At 69.4% G+C, this 20,698-nt stretch carries 21 protein-coding genes; 1 reads left to right on the top strand and 20 read right to left on the bottom strand.

From position 1 onward, the window contains the following. From ACZ7M2_RS43185 to proS, 15 genes are all read right to left on the bottom strand, one after another. On the bottom strand, positions 1-1,205 hold a 1,205-nt coding region (locus tag ACZ7M2_RS43185), incomplete at its 3' end, for a YifB family Mg chelatase-like AAA ATPase (RefSeq protein WP_471599969.1). Next, positions 1,205-1,576, bottom strand: a complete 372-nt coding sequence (locus tag ACZ7M2_RS43180; RefSeq protein WP_352047814.1) for a YraN family protein — start codon at positions 1,574-1,576, stop codon at positions 1,205-1,207. The genes ACZ7M2_RS43180 and ACZ7M2_RS43185, both read right to left, overlap by 1 nt. Before the next feature lie 117 nt (positions 1,577-1,693). Then, positions 1,694-2,002 (bottom strand): DUF2469 domain-containing protein, encoded by a 309-nt coding sequence (locus ACZ7M2_RS43175; protein WP_003965949.1) that lies wholly within the window; start codon positions 2,000-2,002, stop codon positions 1,694-1,696. A 55-nt stretch (positions 2,003-2,057) separates the two neighbouring features. Continuing rightward, the gene (locus tag ACZ7M2_RS43170; RefSeq protein ID WP_471599968.1) at positions 2,058-2,588 is read right to left on the bottom strand and encodes an NUDIX hydrolase; all 531 of its coding nucleotides are present in this window, start codon (positions 2,586-2,588) and stop codon (positions 2,058-2,060) included. Beyond that, positions 2,578-3,321 (bottom strand): signal peptidase I, encoded by a 744-nt coding sequence (gene lepB, locus ACZ7M2_RS43165; RefSeq protein ID WP_352047812.1) that lies wholly within the window; start codon positions 3,319-3,321, stop codon positions 2,578-2,580. Before lepB (ACZ7M2_RS43165) ends, ACZ7M2_RS43170 begins: the two co-directional genes overlap by 11 nt. 80 nt (positions 3,322-3,401) lie before the next feature. Then, on the bottom strand, positions 3,402-4,349 hold the full coding sequence (lepB, locus tag ACZ7M2_RS43160; RefSeq protein WP_471599967.1) for a signal peptidase I: 948 nt from the start codon (positions 4,347-4,349) through the stop codon (positions 3,402-3,404). After that, positions 4,234-5,316, bottom strand: coding sequence for a signal peptidase I (gene lepB / locus ACZ7M2_RS43155; protein ID WP_471599966.1), 1,083 nt, complete (start codon positions 5,314-5,316; stop codon positions 4,234-4,236). The genes lepB (ACZ7M2_RS43160) and lepB (ACZ7M2_RS43155) overlap by 116 nt, the downstream gene beginning before the upstream one ends. Continuing rightward, on the bottom strand, positions 5,309-6,025 hold the full coding sequence (gene lepB / locus ACZ7M2_RS43150) for a signal peptidase I (RefSeq protein WP_471599965.1): 717 nt from the start codon (positions 6,023-6,025) through the stop codon (positions 5,309-5,311). The genes lepB (ACZ7M2_RS43155) and lepB (ACZ7M2_RS43150) overlap by 8 nt, the downstream gene beginning before the upstream one ends. 45 nt (positions 6,026-6,070) lie before the next feature. Beyond that, positions 6,071-6,421 (bottom strand): 50S ribosomal protein L19, encoded by a 351-nt coding sequence (gene rplS, locus ACZ7M2_RS43145; protein ID WP_054235359.1) that lies wholly within the window; start codon positions 6,419-6,421, stop codon positions 6,071-6,073. 131 nt (positions 6,422-6,552) lie between these two features. Further along, entirely contained in the window at positions 6,553-7,374 is an 822-nt protein-coding gene (gene trmD, locus ACZ7M2_RS43140) for a tRNA (guanosine(37)-N1)-methyltransferase TrmD (RefSeq protein WP_471599964.1), read from the bottom strand. Beyond that, on the bottom strand, positions 7,374-7,961 hold the full coding sequence (gene rimM / locus ACZ7M2_RS43135; RefSeq protein WP_471599963.1) for a ribosome maturation factor RimM: 588 nt from the start codon (positions 7,959-7,961) through the stop codon (positions 7,374-7,376). The genes trmD and rimM overlap by 1 nt, the downstream gene beginning before the upstream one ends. Before the next feature lie 107 nt (positions 7,962-8,068). Continuing rightward, positions 8,069-8,308, bottom strand: a complete 240-nt coding sequence (locus ACZ7M2_RS43130) for an RNA-binding protein (protein WP_005479813.1) — start codon at positions 8,306-8,308, stop codon at positions 8,069-8,071. A 2-nt stretch (positions 8,309-8,310) separates the two neighbouring features. Next, positions 8,311-8,739 (bottom strand): 30S ribosomal protein S16, encoded by a 429-nt coding sequence (gene rpsP, locus ACZ7M2_RS43125; protein ID WP_060901212.1) that lies wholly within the window; start codon positions 8,737-8,739, stop codon positions 8,311-8,313. Between the two features lie 308 nt (positions 8,740-9,047). Beyond that, on the bottom strand, positions 9,048-9,644 hold the full coding sequence (locus tag ACZ7M2_RS43120; protein WP_054235363.1) for a hypothetical protein: 597 nt from the start codon (positions 9,642-9,644) through the stop codon (positions 9,048-9,050). Between the two features lie 251 nt (positions 9,645-9,895). Next, a complete protein-coding gene (gene proS, locus ACZ7M2_RS43115; RefSeq protein WP_471599962.1) occupies positions 9,896-11,311 on the bottom strand; it encodes a proline--tRNA ligase in 1,416 nt (471 codons plus the stop codon). Between the two features lie 199 nt (positions 11,312-11,510). Between proS and ACZ7M2_RS43110 the strand changes: the two genes are divergently transcribed. Continuing rightward, entirely contained in the window at positions 11,511-12,338 is an 828-nt protein-coding gene (locus ACZ7M2_RS43110; protein ID WP_471599961.1) for a class I SAM-dependent methyltransferase, read from the top strand. A gap of 121 nt (positions 12,339-12,459) precedes the next feature. Here the strand turns inward: ACZ7M2_RS43110 and ftsH are convergent, their stop codons facing one another. The 5 genes from ftsH to ACZ7M2_RS43085 all read right to left on the bottom strand — a co-directional run bounded on the left by ftsH (position 12,460) and on the right by ACZ7M2_RS43085 (position 20,425). Further along, entirely contained in the window at positions 12,460-14,397 is a 1,938-nt protein-coding gene (gene ftsH, locus ACZ7M2_RS43105) for an ATP-dependent zinc metalloprotease FtsH (protein WP_471599960.1), read from the bottom strand. Positions 14,398-14,558: 161 nt separating this feature from the next. Further along, positions 14,559-16,112: a signal recognition particle protein gene (gene ffh, locus ACZ7M2_RS43100; protein WP_471599959.1), complete on the bottom strand. Its 1,554-nt coding sequence runs from the start codon at positions 16,110-16,112 to the stop codon at positions 14,559-14,561. Between the two features lie 162 nt (positions 16,113-16,274). Continuing rightward, complete coding sequence (locus ACZ7M2_RS43095) at positions 16,275-18,710, bottom strand: [protein-PII] uridylyltransferase (protein WP_470054180.1); 2,436 nt, start codon at positions 18,708-18,710, stop codon at positions 16,275-16,277. A gap of 42 nt (positions 18,711-18,752) precedes the next feature. After that, a complete protein-coding gene (locus ACZ7M2_RS43090) occupies positions 18,753-19,091 on the bottom strand; it encodes a P-II family nitrogen regulator (RefSeq protein WP_054235369.1) in 339 nt (112 codons plus the stop codon). Continuing rightward, positions 19,088-20,425, bottom strand: coding sequence for an ammonium transporter (locus tag ACZ7M2_RS43085; protein WP_352047801.1), 1,338 nt, complete (start codon positions 20,423-20,425; stop codon positions 19,088-19,090). Before ACZ7M2_RS43085 ends, ACZ7M2_RS43090 begins: the two co-directional genes overlap by 4 nt. Positions 20,426-20,698: the final 273 nt, after the last annotated feature.

Here is a 20,698-nt window from a genome sequence, read left to right as displayed (position 1 = left end):
GCAGATCTCGCGACGTGAAGTGGGCTGACCAGGTGCCAAGGCGTAACATCCGCGGACCGTACGGCATCCCGGTCAATGACCGAGCGCACACAAGCGAGGACCATCAGGAACCGCGCCGGAAACCGCACCACCCCCGCACTGCGCGCGATCACCACGTGACCCGCCTCCAGGGGCTGGCGCAGCGCGTCTAGGACCTGGCTCCCGAATTCAGGCGTTTCATCCAGAAAAAGCACCCCGCGGTGAGCCAGGGACACCGCGCCCGGCCGTGCGATCCCCTGGCCGCCGCCGACGAGTGCCTGCATGGTCGCCGAGTGGTGCGGGGCACAGTAGGGAGCGATGTCGACCAGGGGTTTGCCCGGTGGCAGCAGGCCGGCGACCGAGTGGACGGCGGTGACCTCCAGGGATTCACCCCTGGTGAGCCGCGGCAGGATGGCCGGCAGCCGCTCGGCGAGCATCGTCTTGCCCGCTCCTGGAGGACCTTCCAGGAAGAGGTGGTGGCCGCCCGCCGCCGCGACCTCCACTGCGGTCCGTGCCGAGTGCTGGCCCACGACGTCGGCGAGGTCGTGACCGTGGTCGTGCTGGGCCGCGCCCATGCCGTGCATGCCGGTGGCGGCGCCCGTGCCCGGCATCCGCAGTCCCGCCATCAGCGGATCCGGTCGCCCCTGCTCGTCCGGATCCTCCTCGGGCACCGGCTCGTCCGTGAGCACCGCGATCAGCTGGCGCAGACTGCGCACCCCGAGCACCGAGATCCCCGGCACGAGCGAGGCCTCGGCCGCCGCGCACTCGGGCACCACCACCTGCTCGTACCCGGCGTCCGCCGCGGCCAGGACCGCCGGCAGCACGCCCCGCACCGGCCGTACGCGTCCGTCGAGGCCCAGCTCGCCGATCATCACGATGTCGGAGAGCACCCGGGGATCGATGCGCTCGGCGGCTCCCAGTACCGCGCAGGCGACGGCCAGGTCGAAACCGCTGCCGCCCTTGGGTACGGATGCCGGGCTCAGGCCGACCGTGAGCTTCTTCTGGGGCCACGCCGAGCCGGAGTTCACCACCGCGGCCCGGACCCGGTCCTTGCTCTCGGTCAGGCTCTTGTCGGGCAGGCCGACCAGGGTGAAGGCCGCGACGCCCGGCTCCAGGTCCGCCTGGACCTCGACGACCACGCCCTCGACGCCCACGAGGGCCACCGCACAGGTACGCGCGAATCCCATCAGGCCACCCCCCGCGCGTGCTCGACCACGGGGGCGCCGCGATCGGGGAGGACGACGCCGATCAGATCGATGCGGACGCCGCCGGGTGGTGCCCCGCCGTGTTCCTGTAGCCAGCGTTCGGCCAAGCCGCGCAGGCGCTGTGCCTTGGCCGGCGTGACGGCCGCCATCGGATGCTCGAAGGCCCCCGCCTTGCGCGTCTTGACCTCGCAGACGACGAGCGCGTCCCCGTCCCGGGCCACGATGTCGATCTCGCCGGCCCTGCCGCCGCGCCAGTTGCGCGCCAGGACCGTCATCCCGGTCTCGGTCAGCCGCCGTGCGGCCAGATCCTCGCCGTACTTGCCCAGTGCGTTGCGTGCCTCGGGTGTGTTCATGTCGGCACCACCTCCGGCGCCAACACTGAGGCCACTTCGACCGACTATTGGATCTTGGTGGACAAACGGCCGACTGTGGACAACTCCATCACCCACACGAGGGTTCTTGGGTGGTCATCAACCGCCCGGCAGTTCCAGATCGCTCTTGTTCAGCTCCTCGATATTCACGTCCTTGAACGTGAGGACACGCACCTGCTTCACGAAACGAGCAGGTCGGTACATGTCCCACACCCAGGCATCCGCCATGGACACCTCGAAGAACACCTCACCCTGGACCGAGTGCACCTGCATCTCGTAGTCGTTGGTGAGGTAGAAGCGCCGTTCGGTCTCGATCACATATTTGAACAGACCGACGACGTCGCGGTACTCCCGATAGAGCTTCAGCTCCATCTCGGTCTCGTACTTCTCGAGGTCCTCGGCGCTCATGGCATGTTCCCCTTCAGCCGTGCGTCCCCCTATTGTGCGCCAGCCCCGCGAGCCTCTAGACGATTTCGGTGTCGAGGATCTCGGGCCTGGCCGGAGGACCCTCGTCGAGCAGCCTGCGCAGCAGCCCGGCGAGTCTGGTCGGATACACCGTCTCATGTGCCTCGGTCAGTTCCCGGCACGTCCACCAGCGTGCTCCGGCGACACTGCGCCGTTCCAGCTCCGTCAGCCCGGCGGCGACGGTTCCCTTCTGGTTCGTACGGGCCAGGAAGTACCACTCGTCCTGGTCCCAGCGCCGCCCGGCGAACGGGAACGAACAGCTCCGCTGCCACAGCACCGGGCCCAGTTCGACCTCGGTGATGCCGGTCTCCTCCACGAGTTCCCGCAGCGCGGCCTCCTCGCGCGTCTCGTCGCCCTCGAGGCCCCCACCGGGCGTGAACCACCAGTCGTCCGCCGGGTCGTCCGGCTCGTGACCGTGCAGCAGCAGAATGCGGTCCTGCTCGTCGAGCAGCACGACCCGGGCCACCTTCCGGGGCCCGCCGCCGCTGGAGTCCTCGACCGAACCCCCGTACGACGCCTCAGGCGGCACCGGCGAGCTCCGTACGCGCCCGGCCGCGCCGGCTCAGCCGCGTGGCGATCGGCCCGTACGCCGCTCCGCCCAGCACCAGCACCGCGCCGACCACGATGGCGGTCAGGACCAGCCGCAGCGGCCCGGGCGAGGAGATCCCGCCCAGCGTCTCGAAGCCCGTGGGGCGCGCCAGCATGCCGTCCATGGGCCAGGCGATGGCGTCCACCCGGCCCTTCACCGCGCTGCGCGCGACGGTGCCGTTGAAGGCCTCGGTGAGGTGGGCCGTGGAGTCCAGTGAGCCGCTGCGCTCGTCGCCGAGCAGGAAGAGCCGGTCCTTGGGCACCTCGACGGTCGGGATCTGGGTCGACTCCGCGGCCTGGCCCTTGGCGAGATACGGCTCGTCGATCTGCTTGCCGTTGACGGTCAGCTTGCCGTTCGTGCAGCACGCGACGGTGTCACCGCCGACCGCGACGACCCGCTTGACGAGGAGCATGTCGCCCCAGCTCTTCTGCTTGAAGACGATGACGTCGCCGCGTTTGATGTCACCGCCGTCGATCCGCTGGGCCAAGATGCGATCGCCCGCCTTGATCGTCGGCACCATCGACTCGGTCGGCACGGTGTACGGCTGGTATTCGATCGCACCCCAGGCGAAACCGCCGAGAAAGAGCACACAGCCGAGGGCCACGGCCAACCCCGACAGCACGCTGCCGAGCCGCCCGCGGCCCTCGTCCGTACGACCTGTCGTCTTGCTCATCCCAGTGCTCCCCAACTCGGAGAATCGATCCCACGGCCCCACCTGCGGGCCGCGGAAGATCGGCGATCTGGGACGGCACCCTACCCGGCGGTACCCCGACCAGAAACCCTCGGGTTTCCGGCGGTAAGGCGACGCCTGCGCCACAGCACCAGCGGAACCGCGCCGGCGAGCCCGAGCGCGCCCGGGGCGGCCGCGCTGAGGTTCTGGTCGAAGGTGTCGGGAATCGGCAGCGTGTCCCAGCGGGTGGGCGGCCAGGCGATCACGATGGCGCGGCCGACGACATTGCCCACCGGCACGAAGCCCTGGTGATCGTCCTGCTGGTGATAACGCGAGTCCAGCGAGTTCTGCCGGTGGTCACCCATGACCCAGATTTTGCCCTTGGGTACCGTCACCTTGAACTGGCCGCCCTGGTCGTCGACGCTGCACGGGGTGTTCCCGGCGTAGACGTACGAGTCCTCGTTCAGTGCCTTGCCGTTGACCGTCAGCGGGCCGGTGCCCTTGCACTCGATCGTGTCACCGGCGACGCCGATGACCCGCTTGATGAGGTCCTTCTCGTTGGCGGACGGCATCAGGCCGATCTTGCTGAGGAACGTCTGCACGGCGTTCGGGTTGGGCGTGGGCTCGCCCGCCAGCCAGTTGTCGGGGTCGTGGAAGACGACAACCTCGCCGCGCGAGGGCTCCGAACCGAACCACGGGGTGAGCTTGTCGACCAGGACCCGGTCGCCCTGCTGGAGGGTGTTCTGCATCGAGTCCGAGGGAATCGAGAACGCCTGGACCAGGAAGGTCTTGATCAGCAGCGCGAGAACGAGCGCGATACCGATGAGGAGCGGGAGTTCCTTCCAGAAGGAACGTGGCTTCTTGGGCTTCGGCTCCTGCTCGCCCTGCTCCTTCGTACCGCCGCCGTCCCCGGAGTCACTCCCGGAGCCCGTGACGTCGTTCGTGGCCGGGGTGGCCGATCCGTCGGTTCGCTCCGGCTGCTCCTCGGGGCCATCGTGTCCGGATCGTGCGCCGACCGCCAAATCCCCCACATCCACTCCTCACTCCGTGCCGCCGCCTGCGCCGGATCCGGCGCAGGCCCACCACTCCCATAACGAGCGGGAGTTCCGCAGGGCTCGGGAGCGGGATCAATCGATTGAGATCCGCGGACGCCACCCTATGCGACGGGCCGAGGGCGGTTGCCGACCCGCTCGGTACGGACGCGAACGTGTCCGGTTCCTTCAGACGGGTCCAGTGCCCGAAGGGCCAGGCGATGACCATGGCTCTGCCGACGACCGAACTCTCGGAGACGGTACCGCCGTATTTCTCGGTGCGGTGGTAGCGGGAGTCGGCCGAGTTGGCCCGATGGTCGCCCATCACCCAGAGGCGGCCCTTGGGCACAGTCTCTTCGAAGGGGAAGTCCGACGGCTTGTTCCCTGCTTGGATGTACGGCTCGTTGAGCGGCATGCCGTTGACGGTCACGCGCCCCTGGGTGTCGCAGCACTTCACGGTGTCGCCGCCGACCGCGACGACCCGCTTGATGAGGTCCTTGTCGTTGTCGGAGGGCAGCAGACCGATGGCCGTCAGGCCCTCTTTGACCTGCTTGACGACGACGGGGTCGTTCTTCTTGGTGGTCTTCTCCCCGGCCAGCCAGTTGCCGGGGTCCTTGAAGACGACGACGTCGCCACGCTGGGGCTTGGAGCCGAACCATGGCGTGAACTTGTCGACGAGCACACGGTCGCCGATCTGGATCGTGTTCTCCATGGAGCCCGACGGGATCACGAAGGCCTGGACGAGGAAGGTCTTGAGGACCAGGGCTATGAGCACCGCGACGCCCACGAGGAGGGGTATCTCCTTGATCGCGGAGCGCCGTCGGCGCCGCTTGACCTTGCGCTGGAGTTTGCGGCGCTCGGCACGGCCGGGCCGGGCGGCGCCGCCGGCAGCGCGCCGGGTGCCGGTGGGCAGCAGGTTGTCGGCGGCGTGGTCGGAAACCCCACGTGGCCTGCCGCGGTTACCCATGGACACCGTCCGCGGTGGGCACACGCGCGTAGGCGCCGGCACGCTGCAGCCGGGCCCAGTGGCCCGCGGGCCAGGCGATCCAGTCGGCCCTGCCGATCACATCACCGACGGGGATCATGCCGCCGCCGGGAGACCCCAGGTGGTCGCGGGAGTCGCTGGAGTCGCTGCGGTGGTCTCCGAGGAGGAACAGGCTGCCGGTGGGCACCACGACGTCGAAGGAGACGTCGGACGGGCTGTCCCCCGGGTACAGAAACGTCGACTCGTCGACCGACCGGCCGTTCACCTCGAGCCTCCCCTCCTTGTCGCAGCAGACCACGTGGTCTCCCCCCACACCGACGACGCGTTTGACGTAGTCGGCGTTCCCGAAATACCCGGTGCCGTCGAACACGACGACATCGCCCCGCCGCGGCTCAGCACCGAAACGGTACGCCAACTTATTTACGAGAACGCGGTCTCCGATCCTCAATCCGCGCTCCATCGAGCTGCTGGGAATCTCGAACGGCTGCATCACGAAGTTGCTGAACAGCACCAGGAACAGCAGACAGACCAGCACGGTCAGAGTGATCCGCCCGCCTGGGAGCCAGTCAGCGGCCCGGTCCACCAACGCGAAACGCGACCGTCCCTCCGGCCCCTCGGCATCCGAGATGTCCTCGGATTCGGTGGGGCGGGAGGAGCGGTCGCGCTCCGTGTGCTGTGCTTCGGTGTCCATCGGAGCCAGATGTTATCCGGCGTCCATGTGAACCCCTTCGCGAGCTCAGTTGTCGCGCTTCTCCTTGATCTTCGCGGCCTTGCCTCGCAGGTCACGCAGGTAGTACAGCTTCGCGCGACGCACGTCACCACGGGTGACGAGCTCGATCTTCTCGACGATCGGGGTGTGCACCGGGAAGGTACGCTCGACGCCGACCGAGAAGGAGACCTTGCGGACCGTGAAGGTCTCGCGGACACCGGCGCCCTGGCGGCGGATGACTACGCCCTTGAACTGCTGCACACGGGAGCGGTTGCCCTCGATGACGCGGACGTGGACGTTGACGGTGTCACCCGGGCGGAATGCCGGGATGTCGCTGCGCAGCGACGCGCTGTCGACGGAGTCGAGCAGGTGAGACATTTCGTCTGCTTTCTTCGCTGATGCCACAGGTCATCAACGGGAGCTAGTTTTCCAAGAGGGTGCCGCCGCGTCGGGACGGGCGTCGTGTCCCCCTGTGGCAGGGGCGCCCGGTCTACGCAGACAACAGCGGCCTATTCTTCCACGGCCTCTGGTCTGCGCCAAAATCGACCGTCGGGTTCCGGCTGCCAGCCCAGGATCGAGAGCATTTCGCGGTCCTTCTTGTCGAAGACGGAAGGGTCGCAGCGCTCAATGAGGTCGGGCCGGTTCGCCGCCGTACGGCGCAGGGCCTCGTCGCGGCGCCAGCGGGCGATCTTCCCGTGGTGACCGCTGACCAGCACGTCGGGGATCTCGCGGCCGCGCCACGCCGGGGGCTTGGTGTAGACCGGCCCCTCCAGGAGGTTGGCCATGGCGCCGGGGGCGAACGAGTCGTCCCGGTGGGACTCGGCGTTGCCGAGCACACCAGGCAGCAGCCGCGCCACGGCCTCCGTGACGACGAGTACGGCCGCCTCTCCGCCGGCGAGTACATAGTCGCCGATGGACACCTCGTAGACAGGCATCCGGGTCGCGTATTCGTCGATGACCCTGCGGTCGATGCCCTCGTAGCGAGCGGGCGTGAAGACCAGCCAGGGGCGCTCGGAGAGCTCGACGGCGAGTTCCTGGGTGAACGGGCGTCCGCTCGGCGTGGGCACGACCAGGACGGGCCCGTGGGAGCCGGTCTCGTAGCCGTCGGCCAGGACGGAGTCCAGGGCGTCGCCCCAGGGCCCGGTCTTCATGACCATGCCGGGGCCGCCGCCGTACGGGGTGTCGTCGACCGTGTTGTGGCGGTCGTACGTCCACTCCCGAAGGTCGTGCACGTACACATTCAACTGCCCACGCGCGCGTGCCTTGCCGACGAGCGAGACGTTGAGGGGTTCCAGGTACTCGGGGAAGATCGTGACGACGTCGAGCCGCATCAGGCGTCGGCCCCCGAGGAGTCCTCGTCGTCCTTGGCGGAGGCGTTTTCCGTGTCCCTGGAGGAGACGATTTCCGCCTGGTCGTCGATCAGGCCCGGCGGCGGGTCGATGACGGCCCGCTGCTCGTCCAGGTCGATCTCGGTGACGATCTCCTCGACGAACGGGATCATGACCTCACTCCCGTCGGGCCGTTCGACCACGAACAGGTCCTGCGACGGCAGATGGGAGATCTCCGTGATCCGTCCGACCTCCGTCCCGTCCTTGGTGACCACGTCCAGGTCCATCAGCTGGTGGTCGTAGTACTCGTCCGGGTCCTCGGGCTGCTGGTCCGGGTCCACCTCGGCGATCAGGAGGGTGTTGCGCAGCGCCTCGGCGGCGTTCCGGTCGCGTACGCCCGCGAAGCGCAGCAGCAGACGGCCGCTGTGCACCCGGCCGGTCTCGATGGTCAGCGGTCCGGCGGAGGCCGGATCGGTGAGCAGGACGGCGCCGGGCCCGAGCCTGAGTTCCGGCTCGTCCGTACGGACCTCCACGGTGACCTCGCCCTTGATGCCGTGGGCGCGGCCGACGCGAGCGACTACCAGCTGCACTGTGCTTGATCTCCTGTCGATGTGCCTACGGCATGGGTTCGGGGACGACTACGGGCCGGGGACGGCTCGAAAGCCCTCCCCGGCCCGAGCCGGTGCTGCCTGTTACGTCAGCGGACGTGGTCCACGTCGACGAGGTCGACGCGGACACCTCGGCCGCCGATGGCACCCACGACGGTCCGCAGAGCGCGGGCGGTACGGCCGTTGCGGCCGATCACCTTGCCGAGGTCGTCGGGGTGCACCCGGACCTCGAGAACGCGCCCACGGCGCAGGTCGCGCGAGGCGACCTGCACATCGTCGGGGTTGTCGACAATGCCCTTCACGAGGTGCTCGAGAGCCTCCTCGAGCATGCTCAGGCCTCGGTCGACTCAGACGAAGAAGACGCGGCCGGGGCCTCGTCCTTCTTCTCAGCCTTCTTCTTCTGGGTGATGGCCTCACCCTTGCCCTCGTCGTCGCCGCCCAGGGCGTCGAACGACGGGCGCGTCGCCTTCGGCTCGGCCACGAGCAGCGGAGCAGGGGCGGGCTCGCCCTTGAACTTCTGCCAGTCGCCGGTCAGCTTCAGGATGGCGAGAACGGGCTCGGTCGGCTGCGCGCCGACACCCAGCCAGTACTGCGCACGGTCCGAGTCGACCTCGATGCGCGAGGGGTTCTGCACCGGGTGGTACAGACCGATCTCCTCGATGGCCCGACCATCACGGCGGGTACGGGAGTCGGCGACGACGATGCGGTAGTGAGGCGAACGGATCTTGCCCAGACGCTTCAGCTTGATCTTGACTGCCACGGAAGTGGTGTCTCCTGGTCTTGACGTGGTTGGGCACGGCGAGATGGCCGCGTGGGGTTGCGGTACCCGAGTGCCCGATGGACGCGTCAGCCGGAGGAGAGAGGGGTCCTGTGCGGCTGTCGAGTACAGCTAGCCATTGTGCCACACCCTGGCGGGTCGCCTTCACGGGGCAGCGTGCCGTGACCCCCGGCGCCGGATGCCCGGCACCGGGGGTCACCGCCGAGATCGGCAGCGCGCCCGGCTCGGACCGGGTGCCGCCGCGCGGGGCTGACTCCGACTGAGTACGGCTGCCACGAGCAGCCGTCCGCTCAGCTCGCCGCGGCGCCCACGACCTCGGGGATGCGGAACGGCTTCCCGCATCCTCCGCACACGATCGGTGCCTGCGCCAGTACGGACGGGACCACCCGTACGTTGCGGCCGCAGTCGCACACCGCCTTGACGCGGACGCCTCCCCCGGAGGAGCCGTGCCGGGCGGCCGGGCCCCGGAACGAGCGGGCCGTGTCCGCGGCGGTCGCGGCGGTGTGTGCCTTGAGGGCGCGTTGCAGCCGCTCGATCGTCGGGCGGTAGCGCCGCTTCGCCTCGGGGTTGAGCGTGACCAGGGAGAAGCCACTGCTGGGGTGCGGCTCCTCCGGGTGGTCGAGGCCCAGCTCTTCGGCGATGGCGAGGAATCTGCGGTTGTGGTACCGGCCGGCGCGCGAAGTGTCGCGGACTCCGCGGGCGGCTGCGATGCCATGGACTGCCTCATGCAGCAGTCGTTCGAAGGAGAGTTCGTGCCCGCAGGCGGACGACGACTCTCCGATCAGGGACTCTGGCGCGGCAAGATCGGGCAGTTCGGGGTGGTGCCGCTGAATGTCGGCCCACGCCCCTGCCAGCTCTGCGGCGAGAACAGGTGGTGTCGTGCTCACGTAATGACAACGAGCCGGGGGGCCTCTGTGTTCCTATTCCGGGCCATCCCAAATAATTTGCACGTACCCGTCAGTTGCCGCTGATGCGTCCGGACGAGGGCGGGTGCGCTGATCTGCGGAGAAGCCTCACAGCTCACACCAAGCCGGTACGTAGTAACGCGTACGCCCCGGCGCGTAGATGGTGTCCGCGCGCCGGGGCCCCTGTGGTCATCAGATGCGCAAGAGGCGTTTCGGCCTCGCTGCGGGCCTACTCAGTAAGCGCGCGCGACGACCGCGACGTTACCGGGTGCGTCGTCGGTGTCGGGCACCGACCCGTCCTCGGCGACCAGACACCGTACGGTCACGGAGTGCTCGGCGAGCTCGGCCTCGCCCTCTTCTCCGAGGTCGGCCCACGGAATGCGCGCCCAGCCGCCGGCTGCGGCCGTCTCGACGGCCTCCTGGATCGTCGACACCTCCGCGGTGCGGGACTCCCTGCGCTCACGCGACTGCTTCAGAAGCAGCGCCTGGTCCTCTTCGAGGACGGTGGGGAGCAGTTCCACCAGAGCGTCGATGGCGACCGGCTCCTTGCCGCCGGGGATACGGCGGGCCAGCATCGCGGTGCCGTTCTCCAGGTCACGGGGACCGACCTCGACGCGGACGGGGACTCCCTTGAGCTCCCAGTCGACGGCGCGCCGCCCGAACGGGACGTCGGTGCGGTCGTCCACGTGGACGCGTACACCCGACGCCTTCAACCGGTCGCCGATTTCGCGGACCTTGGCCAGAACCGCCTCGTCACCCTTGATCGCGAGGACGACGGCCTGGATCTGGGCGAGCCGCGGCGGGACGCGCAGTCCATTGTCGTCGCCGTGCATCATCACCAGGGCGCCGATCATGCGGGTCGTCGAGCCCCAGGAGGTCTGCCAGACCAGCTCCTGCTTGCCTTCCTTCGACAGGTACTGGGTGTGGAAGGCCTTGGCGAAGTTCTGGCCCAGCTCGTGGCTCGTGGCCATCTGGAGGGCCTTGCCGTCGCCCATCATGCCTTCGAGCGTGAGGGTGTTGATGGCACCCGCGAAGCGCTCCTTGGCGGTCTTGCGGCCGGGGACGACATCCATGCCGAGGACGTTCAGCATGAAGTCCTCGTACACCTGGCGGTGGATGTGCGCGGCGAAGTCGCGGGCGTCCTCGTACGTGGCGTGCGCGGTGTGGCCCTCCTGCCAGAGGAATTCGGACGTACGCAGGAAGAGGCGGGGCCGCAGCTCCCAACGGACCACGTTCGCCCACTGGTTGATCAGCAGCGGCAGGTCGCGGTAGCTCTGCACCCATTTCGAGAAGTAGTCGTTGATGATCATCTCGGAGGTGGGCCGGACGACCGCGGGCTCCTCGAGTTCCTTGCCGCCGCCGTGTGTGACCACCGCGAGCTCCGGTGCGAAGCCCTCGACGTGGTCGGCCTCCTTGGTGAGGTACGACTGCGGGATCAGCAACGGGAAGTACGCGTTCTGAGTGCCCGTCTCCTTGATGCGGGCGTCCATCTCCGCCTGCATCCGCTCCCACAGCCCGTATCCGTACGGTCGGATGACCATGGAGCCGCGCACCGGTCCGTTGTCGGCCAGTTCGGCCTTGGCGATCAGATCCTGGTACCAGCGCGGGAAGTCGTCCGCCCGGGGCGTGAGAACGGGTGCCTTTGCCATGGCGCGATGGTACGGGCACACGTTGCCGACATGTGAATTCTTGTGCCGCGCGCGGACAGCGCGCAAGCAGCGCGCCACAACCCCTGGACGGCGCGACGAGTGCGGAGTTACCTGACATACGGGGGAAGAGCGAGCGCACTGCACGGGGGCAAGGGAAACGGGGCGCAGCGGCAACTCTCGGCGGATTGGGGCGCTTTCGATGACACCTACGCTCGTGCGGCATCACCTACCTCATGCGGCTGCGCCGCCCCGGGTGGATCCGTGTGCACGCGCGCGTGACTGGGCCGAGATCCAGGAGCGGATGCTGGTGCCGCTCTACGAAGCCGTCTACGAGCGGCTCGAAGTGGGCGCCGGGACGCGGGTCCTCGGCCTGCGCTGCGGTACGGGGCTGGCCCTTCTGATGGCGGCCTCCCGGGGAGCGGCGGTGACCGGCGTCGACTCCTCTTCGCCCGAACGGGTGACCCTCGCGCGGGAGCGGTTGCTGCCGGACGGGTGGGGCACACGCGCGCGTGCCGACGCCCGGATCGTGGAGGGGTCCCCCTCGGACCTCGTCGACCCGACGGCGGCCGCGTACACGCTGGTGACCGCGTTCGAGCCGATCGGGTGCGCGCCGGGGGACGCCGAGGAACTCGGGGAGCTGCTGTCGGCGGCGACTCCGCTCGCCGAGCGGGGGGCGGCCGTGGTGCTGGTCGGATGGGGGCCGCCGGAGCGGTGTGCCACGTCCGCGGTGCTGTCGGGCGGGGGGTGCGGGCAGGCTCCTCGCCGGGACGACCTGGAGGAGGTGGCCCAGCGGGCCGGGCTCCGGCCGGACGGGTCCGGGCGGGTGGCGTGTCCCTTCGGGTACGCGGACGTGGAGAGCGCGGTGCGGGGGCTGTTGTCGACCGGGCTGTTCGACGCGGCGGTCGGTGCGACGGATGTGGTGCAGGTGGGCAAGGAGCTGACGGAGGCGCTGCATCCGTATCAGCGCGGGGACGGCACGGTGTGGATGCCGAACGTCTTCCGGTACCTGATCGCACGCACGGGCTGAGGTCGCAGGGTCTACGCCCCCGCCACCCCTGCCCGTCCCATCCCTGGGGGCTCTGCCAAAAGACCTCCGCCAAAAGACGCGCAGTTCCCCGCGCCTCTGAAGAGGGGCGCGGGGAACTGGCTCACACCTCCTCCTTCTTCACGCGCGTCACTCCCGCGATCCGGTATGCCTGCGCCTCCTCCAGCGTCTCGTTCGCGAGGAGGGCCTCCGCGAGGGCGTTCAGTTGGTCCCGGTGGTCGCGGAGCTTCTGGCACGCCTCCTCGTAGCACTCGTCGACGATGCGCCGCATCTCGTGGTCGATGGAGTCGAGGGTGGCCGGCGCGGCGGCGAGGCCGTAGGCCTGCTGGGCGTCGTTCGGGAGGGCGGAGAGGCGGCCGACCCGTTCGCTCATGCCCCAGCGGGCGACCATGCCGCGAACGACGTTGGTGACCTGTTCGAGGTCGTTCTCGGAGCCGGTCGTGACGACTCCGTAGACGACGTGTTCGGCGGCCATGCCTCCCAGGGCGCCGATGATGCGACCGCGCAGGTACTCCTCGGTGTACGCGTACCGGTCCGCGTCCGGCGTCGAGAGCGTGACGCCCAGCGCGCGCCCGCGCGGGACGATGGTGATCTTGCGAACCGGGTCGGCGCCCGGCTGCAGCATGCCCAGGAGGGCGTGGCCGCTCTCGTGATACGCGGTCCTGCGGCGTTCCTCGTAGGGCATCACCAGGGAGCGTTCCGCACCCAGCTGGACCTTCTCCAGCGCCTCGGAGAGGTCCGACGGTGTCACCTGGTCCTTCTTGCGCTTGACGGCGAGCAGCGCCGCCTCGTTGGCGAGGTTGGCCAGATCCGCACCGGTCATGCCCGGCGTCGTACGGGCCACCCGGGCCAGGTCCACCTCCGGGGACAGCGGGATCTCGCGGGTGTGGATCCGCAGGATCGCCTCACGGCCACGGCGGTCGGGGGGCGAGACGTTGACGACCCGGTCGAAGCGGCCGGGCCGGGTCAGCGCCGGGTCCAGGATGTCCGCGCGGTTCGTCGCCGCGATGACGATGACGCCCTCGGAGCCCGAGAAGCCGTCCATCTCGGTGAGGATCTGGTTCAGGGTCTGCTCACGCTCGTCGTGGCCGCCCATCGCCGAGCCGCCGGCCCGGGACCGCCCGATGGTGTCGATCTCGTCGATGAAGATGATCGAAGGGGCCACTTTTCGGGCCTCGGCGAAGAGTTCGCGGACCCGGGACGCGCCCACACCCACGATCATCTCGATGAACTCGGATGCCGAGGCCGAGAAGAACGGGACGCCCGCCTCCCCCGCCACGGCCCGTGCGAGCAGGGTCTTTCCGGTGCCGGGCGCACCCGCGAGGAGGACACCTCGCGGCATCTTCGCGCCCATCCTGCGGTACGCGTCCGGATTCTTGAGGAAGTCGACGACGTCGTTCAGTTCGCCTTCGACCTCGTCGATTCCGGCCACGTCGGAGAAGGTCGTGCGCTGGGCGCCCGGCTGTAGTTCGACCGGTTTCGGGGGTGCCTTGCGGCCGAGCATGCCGCCCGGGCCGCCGAGGCCCGTCCGCAGCCGCCGGGCGAAGAACATCCACAGCAGTACCAGGAGCACGATCGGGGCCAGGGAGATCAGCAGGTTGGACAGGAAGCTGCGCTGCTGGACCACCGGTGAGGCGGTCACCGTGACGTGGTGTGTCTCCAGGTTCTGCCAGAGCTTGTCGTCCGCGAAGGACGGGCGTTGGGTCTTGAACTTGGTGTACTTCGCGCCGCCGTCCGGATTGGCCTGGGCGGTCTTGAGCTGGCCCTGGATCGCGTCGCCCTTGGAGTAGATCTTGGTGATGTTGTCGTTGCCGACCTGCTTGCTGAACTCCGTGTAGGAGATCGTCGGCTCGGTGCCCTCGTTGAAGAAGGACAGCACCAGGAGGGCGATCACGAACACGACCAGGACGGCGACGACGAGGCCGATCCAGCCGCCGGGCATCTTCCTTCTCCCGGAGGGCGGACCGGTCGAGTCCGGTGGCGTTCCCTCGGTACGCCACGGCTGCTCGGGGTCCTTGCGCGGCGGCACAGGGTTGCTCATATCAGGACGTTACGACACGAAATACTCGCCAGCATGCGCAGAAAATGCCACTGGGGGCACCCCTCCGACGAGGGGTGCCCCCAGTGACGTACGAGAACGACCCCCGTACGGAAGAACCTGTACGGGAACCCCGTACGGAAAACCCGTACGGAAACGAACCGTCAGCCCATGAACTTCTTGAACTCGTCCGGCAGCTCGAAGTCCTCGGCCTGCTGCCCGGCCGGCAGACCGAAGGCGCCGCCCGGCTGGGCACCGGCCTCACGGCGGGCCGCGGCCTCTTCCTCCTGCTGCTTGCGTTTCATCGGGTTGCCGGAGCGCTGCTTGCCCTTGGCCACCTTCTGCTTCTTCTTGGCCCGGCCGGGGCCGCCACCCATGCCCGGGATCCCGGGCATTCCGGGCATGCCGCCGCCCTGGGCCATGCGGGACATCATCTTGCGGGCCTCGAAGAAGCGCTCGACCAGGTTCTTGACCGCGCTGACCTCGACACCCGAGCCCTTGGCGATACGGGCGCGGCGCGAGCCGTTGATGATCGTCGGCTCCTGGCGCTCACCCGGCGTCATCGACTTGATGATGGCGGCCGTGCGGTCGACGTCGCGCTCGTCAAGGTTGTTGATCTGGTCCTTGATCTGGCCCATGCCCGGGAGCATGCCGAGCAGCTTGCTGATGCTGCCCATCTTCCTGACCTGCTCCATCTGGGCCAGGAAGTCGTCCAGGGTGAAGTCCTGGCCCTTCTTGGACGCCAGCTTGGAGGCCATCTTCTCGGCCTCTTCTTGGCTGAACGTCTTCTCCGCCTGCTCGATCAGGGTGAGCAGGTCACCCATGTCGAGGATGCGGGAGGCCATCCGGTCCGGGTGGAAGGCGTCGAAGTCGTCGAGCTTCTCGCCGTTCGACGCGAACATGATCGGCTTGCCGGTGACCGAGGCGATGGAGAGCGCGGCACCACCGCGGGCGTCACCGTCGAGCTTCGACAGGACGACGCCGTCGAAGCCGACGCCGTCGCGGAAGGCCTCGGCGGTGTTGACCGCGTCCTGGCCGATCATCGCGTCGACGACGAAGAGGATCTCGTCCGGCGAGACGACGTCGCGGATGTCCGCGGCCTGCTGCATCATCTCCTGGTCGATGCCGAGGCGACCGGCGGTGTCCACGATCACGATGTCGTGGACCTTGGTCTTCGCGAACTCCATGGAGTCCTTGGCGACCTTGACCGGGTCACCGACGCCGTTGCCCGGCTCGGGGGCGTAGACGGCCACACCGGCGCGCTCGGCGACGACGCTGAGCTGGTTCACGGCGTTGGGGCGCTGGAGGTCGGCGGCCACGAGGAGCGGGGAGTGACCCTGGTCCTTCAGGTGCTTGCCGAGCTTTCCGGCGAGCGTGGTCTTACCGGCACCCTGAAGACCCGCGAGCATGATCACGGTGGGCGGGTTCTTGGCGAACCGCAGGCGGCGGGTCTCGCCGCCGAGGATCGTGACGAGCTCATCGTTCACGATCTTCAGGACCTGCTGGGCCGGGTTCAGCGCCTTGGAGACCTCGGAGCCGAGGGCACGCTCCTTGACGTTCTTGATGAAGGTCCGCACGACCGGCAGGGCCACATCGGCTTCGAGGAGCGCGATACGGATCTCGCGGGCCGTGGCGTCGATGTCCGCCTCGGAGAGCCGGCCTTTCCCGCGGAGGTTTTTGAAAGTCGCGCTCAGGCGGTCTGAGAGGGTATCGAACACGGTGGCGTCGGTCCTCGGAGTCGGGGGCGGTTTGGGTTGCCCTCCAGGGTATCTGCCCGAAAAGGGTTGGTGTCCCCTGCCCGGTGTGAATACCCGACAGGGACCACGTTCGATGGCCGGAGACAGGACCGCGAGGTCACTCCCGCCACATCTGCCACGAGGTCATCCCCGCAGCATCTCCTCCAGCCCACGCGCCACCGAAACCGCCTCCTCCGCGGGCAGCGGCGCGCCCTTGGGGCCGGTCACGTAGAAGGCGTCCACGGCGTTGGCGCCGAGGGTGGAGACATGCATGCTGCGTACCCATACGCTCGCGTCCTCCAGGGCCCGCCCGATGCGGTGCAGCAGGCCGGGAGCATCGTGGGCGCGGACCTCGATGACCGTCGCGTGGCGGGAGGCGGCGGAGGCGACCGTCACCCGGGGCGGCGGCGCGATCGTGCCCCGGCGGCGCGGATACGCGGCGTCGCGCTCGGCGAGCCGGGCCGCGATGTCCAGGGAGCCGTCCAGGGCGCGCACGAGGTCGGCGCGCAGCCGGGCGGCCTGCGGCAGGGAGCCGTACTCGGCGGCGACCCGCCAGTTGAGCAACAGCACCGAGCCCTCGACGCCGTCGGGCAGGTCCAGGGCGCGCAGCTCGGCCGTGCGCACGGTCAGTCGGTGCATCGCGAGGACACCGGCGACCGCGGGGAGCACTCCGGGCTGGTCGGGCACGGCGATGAGCAGTTCCACGCCCAGGGGCTCGGGATCGCCGGTGGGCTCCTCCTCGGTGGGCGGTTCGGTCTGCGCGCGCAGTGCCAGTACGGGGCCGCCGGTGCGGAACGCCTCGATGGCGAGCCGCTCCTGCTCGGCCGTGGGCGCGGCGGCCTCGGGCTCCTCGGGGGCGCCTCCGGCGAGCACGGCGGCGACCCGTTTGACCAGGTCGGCGACGAGGGATCCGCGCCAGGAGGACCAGGCCGCGGGCCCCGTGGCCAGCGCGTCCGCTTCGGTGAGGGCGTGCAGCAGTTCGAGGGTGCCCTGCGATCCGACGGCCTCGGCGACCGAGCGGACGGTCGCCGGGTCCTCCAGGTCGCGTCGGGTCGCGGTGTCGATGAGCAGCAGGTGGTGGCGTACGAGGGTGGCGAGCACCGCCACGTCGGCGCGGTCGAAGCCGATGCGGGCGGCCACGTCCCGGGCGATGATCTCGCCGGCCACGGAGTGGTCGCCGGGCCAGCCCTTGCCGATGTCGTGCAGCAGAGCGGAGACGAGGAGGAGGTCGGGGCGGCCCACGCGACGGGCCAGTTCGGAGGCGCGGACGGCCGTCTCGATGAGGTGGCGGTCGACGGTCCAGATGTGCACGGCGTTGCGCTGCGGGCGGCAGCGCACCCGCTCCCAGTCGGGCAGGAGCCGGGTGATCAGGCCCTCGGCCTCCAGTGCCTCCCAGACCTCGATGGTCGGGCGGCCCGAGCCGAGCAGCGTGACGAGCTGTTCCCGGGCCTCGGCGGGCCAGGGCGTGGGCAGTGGGCGTGCGACGGCGGCCATGCGCCGTACGGCGTGCAGGGAGAGTGGGAGCCCTGCCTGTGCGGCGGCGGCCGCGGCACGCAGCGGGAGTACGGGGTCGCGCTCGGGGCGCGCGGCGCGGGCGAGTACCACCTCGCCGTCCATCTCGACCACACCCTCGGCGAGCGGTGAGCGCTCCACGGCGGGCTTGGCACCGCCGCCGAGCATGGCGCGCAGCCGTGGCCGCACAGCGCGCGACTTGAGCACGCGCCCCACCTCGCGCCAGGTGACGTCACTGGCGTACGACACGACGCGCGCGGCCTCGTACACCTGGCGCAGCAGGGTGTCGGCGTCCAGGAGTCCGAGCTCGGCGGCGACCTGGTCCTGCTCCTGGAGCGCGAGGCGGTCGGTGGCGCGGCCGGTGGTGAGGTGGAGGGCGTCGCGGACGTCCAGGAGCCTGCGGCGGGCGTCCGCGAGGCCCTCACGGGGCGCGTCCGCGAGCCAGGAGGCGGCGACGGCACGCAGGGCGGTGGCGTCGCGCAGGCCGCCGCGAGCCTCCTTCAGGTCCGGTTCCAGGAGGTACTGCAGCTCGCCCTGGCGCTCGGCGCGCTCGGCGCACAGCTCCTGGAGTTCGGGGAGCCGTTTCGGCGCCTGGTTGCGCCAGTCGGCGAGGACGGCCGTACGCAATCCGGCGGTGAGGCCGAGGTCGCCCGCGATGTGGCGGGCGTCCAGCAGGCCGAGCTGCACCTTCAGGTCCGCGCCCGCGGTCTTGCGTGCCTCCCCCGGCGTACGCACCGAGTGGTCGAGGGCCAGGCCCAGGTCCCAGATCGGGTACCAGATGCGGTCGGCGAGCGCGGCGACCGTGCCGGCGTCGGCGCCGTCGTGCAGGAGCAGCAGGTCGAGATCGCTGCGCGGCGAGAGTTCTCCGCGGCCGTAGCCGCCGACGGCGACGAGCGAGACGCCGCGCAGTCCCTCGGCACCCGCGCCGAACAGGCCGGTCAGCCATTCGTCCGTGAGTTCGGCGAGGGCGGCACGGCGCGGCGGCCCGGACTGCGCCCCCTCCTGGAGGAGGCGCAGCCGGGCCGCCGCGTAGCCGCTGGGTCCCGAGTCCTCTGCTTCCGTACGCATCTCCGCACTCGTCACCCAGTGGCTCCTGTTCTGATCTTCTGCTTAGAGCGCGTCCGGGCCGCGCTCGCCGGTCCGGACGCGGACGGCCGTCTCGACCGGGATGGACCACACCTTGCCGTCACCGATCTTGCCGGTGCGTGCCGCCTTCACGACGACATCGATCAGCTGTTCGGCGTCGTCGTCCTCGGCCAGCACCTCGATGCGGATCTTGGGGACCAGGTCGACGGTGTACTCGGCACCACGGTAGACCTCGGTGTGTCCCCGCTGCCGACCGTAGCCGCTGGCCTCCGTGACCGTGAGACCGTGCACCCCGAAGGCCTGGAGGGCCTCCTTGATCTCGTCGAGCCGGTGGGGCTTCACGACGGCGGTGATGAGCTTCATGCGTCCACCTTCTTGCTCTGCGTACCCGCGAGGGCGGAAACCGAGCCGCCGACGATGCCGCCGCCCGCTCCGCTGAAGTCGTATGCGGTCTCGGCGTGCTCGGCCTGGTCGATGCCGGCGATCTCCTCGTCCTCGGTGACCCGCATGCCCATCGTCTTGTCGATGACGAAGGCGAGGATCGCGGAGACGACCAGGGAGTAGCCGAGGACCGCGAAGACACCGGCGCACTGCTTCCAGAACTGGGTGAGACCGCCGCCGTAGAAGAGGCCCTCGACGGTGGACTGGCCCTTGCCGCTGGCGAAGAAGCCGATCAGCAGCGAGCCGATGACACCGCCGACGAGGTGCACGCCGACCACGTCGAGGGAGTCGTCGTAGCCGAACTTGTACTTGAGGCCGACGGCCATGGCGCACACGACACCGGCGATGGCTCCGACGGCGATCGCGCCGAGCGGGGAGACCGCGCCACCCGACGGGGTGATGGCGACCAGACCGGCGACCGCGCCGGAGGCGGCGCCCAGCGTGGTGAACGCGCCGTGGCGGATCTTCTCGTAGATGAGCCAGGCCAGCATGGCGGCCGCGGTGGCGATCTGCGTGTTGACGAACATCAGCGCGCCGACGCCGTCGTCGTTGCCGAGCCACGAACCGGCGTTGAATCCGAACCAGCCGAACCACAGCAGACCGGAGCCGAGCATCACCAGCGGGAGGCTGTGCGGTCGCATCGGGTCCTTCTTGAAGCCGACGCGCTTGCCGATGACCAGGATCACGCCGAGCGCCGCGGCACCCGCGTTGATGTGGACCGCCGTACCACCGGCGAAGTCGATCACGCCGAGGTCGAACGCCCAGCCGCCGGTGCCCCAGACCCAGTGCGCGACCGGGAAGTAGACGACCGTGGCCCACAGCGTGATGAACAGCGCCCACGCCGTGAACTTCACCCGGTCCGCCAGCGCGCCGCTTATCAGCGCGGGCGTGATGATGGCGAACATCAGCTGGAAGACCATGAAGACGAAGATCGGGATGGTGTAGCCCGGCCACAGCTCCGTCAGGCCGATGTTGCTCAGGCCGACCCAGTCCGAGGTCCAGCCGATGAACGAACCCTTGTCCGTGCCGAAGGCGAGCGAGAAGCCGTACAGCACCCACAGGATCGTGATGATCCCCATGCTGATGAAGCTCATCATCAGCATGTTCAGGGTGCTCTTGACACGGACCATGCCTCCGTAGAAGAAGGCGAGGCCGGGGGTCATGATCAGCACCAGGGCGGAAGCGATGAGCATGAACCCGGTGTTGGCGGCCGAGAGCTTGGGAGCTTCTGCGGCTAGCGTGATGGCTGGTGCCATCGGCGTCTCCTCGTCGTTGGTACGGCCCCGTGCGGGCGAAGCCTGAGCGGTCATGAGGGGTGGGCCGGTTATGCGCCATGAGATTGACGCAGCGCGGTTTCCGTAGACGCCCCTCGATGTTTCGCCGCAGTGACGAAGGCACCTCGTGTGTTACGCCTCCATGAACTGGCTGATACCGGGCGGAGCGATCGTTATCGTGGCGCAACCTTCCCAGAAGGCAAACGAACCGGCCACGGCTGGTCGTCCGATGACCTGGCACGGGGGAGCCGAGTC

The organism is Streptomyces sp. NPDC111507 (assembly GCF_055638955.1).
Note: the sequence above shows the minus strand (reverse complement) of the source record. Positions and strands in the feature narration are given on the sequence as shown.

Bases quoted from the DNA above. Each gene is read 5' to 3' on its own strand.
- lepB (WP_352047812.1), bottom strand. From the start codon at position 3,321: ATGAGCAAGACGACAGGTCGTACGGACGAGGGCCGCGGGCGGCTCGGC.
- ACZ7M2_RS43175 (WP_003965949.1), bottom strand. From the start codon at position 2,002: ATGAGCGCCGAGGACCTCGAGAAGTACGAGACCGAGATGGAGCTGAAG.
- trmD (WP_471599964.1), bottom strand. From the start codon at position 7,374: ATGCGGCTCGACGTCGTCACGATCTTCCCCGAGTACCTGGAACCCCTC.
- lepB (WP_471599966.1), bottom strand. From the start codon at position 5,316: ATGGGTAACCGCGGCAGGCCACGTGGGGTTTCCGACCACGCCGCCGAC.
- rplS (WP_054235359.1), bottom strand. From the start codon at position 6,421: ATGTCTCACCTGCTCGACTCCGTCGACAGCGCGTCGCTGCGCAGCGAC.
- ACZ7M2_RS43095 (WP_470054180.1), bottom strand. From the start codon at position 18,710: ATGCGTACGGAAGCAGAGGACTCGGGACCCAGCGGCTACGCGGCGGCC.
- lepB (WP_471599965.1), bottom strand. From the start codon at position 6,025: ATGGACACCGAAGCACAGCACACGGAGCGCGACCGCTCCTCCCGCCCC.
- ACZ7M2_RS43130 (WP_005479813.1), bottom strand. From the start codon at position 8,308: ATGCTCGAGGAGGCTCTCGAGCACCTCGTGAAGGGCATTGTCGACAAC.
- proS (WP_471599962.1), bottom strand. From the start codon at position 11,311: ATGGCAAAGGCACCCGTTCTCACGCCCCGGGCGGACGACTTCCCGCGC.
- ftsH (WP_471599960.1), bottom strand. From the start codon at position 14,397: ATGAGCAACCCTGTGCCGCCGCGCAAGGACCCCGAGCAGCCGTGGCGT.
- ACZ7M2_RS43090 (WP_054235369.1), bottom strand. From the start codon at position 19,091: ATGAAGCTCATCACCGCCGTCGTGAAGCCCCACCGGCTCGACGAGATC.
- ACZ7M2_RS43085 (WP_352047801.1), bottom strand. From the start codon at position 20,425: ATGGCACCAGCCATCACGCTAGCCGCAGAAGCTCCCAAGCTCTCGGCC.
- ACZ7M2_RS43180 (WP_352047814.1), bottom strand. From the start codon at position 1,576: ATGAACACACCCGAGGCACGCAACGCACTGGGCAAGTACGGCGAGGAT.
- ACZ7M2_RS43110 (WP_471599961.1), top strand. From the start codon at position 11,511: ATGACACCTACGCTCGTGCGGCATCACCTACCTCATGCGGCTGCGCCG.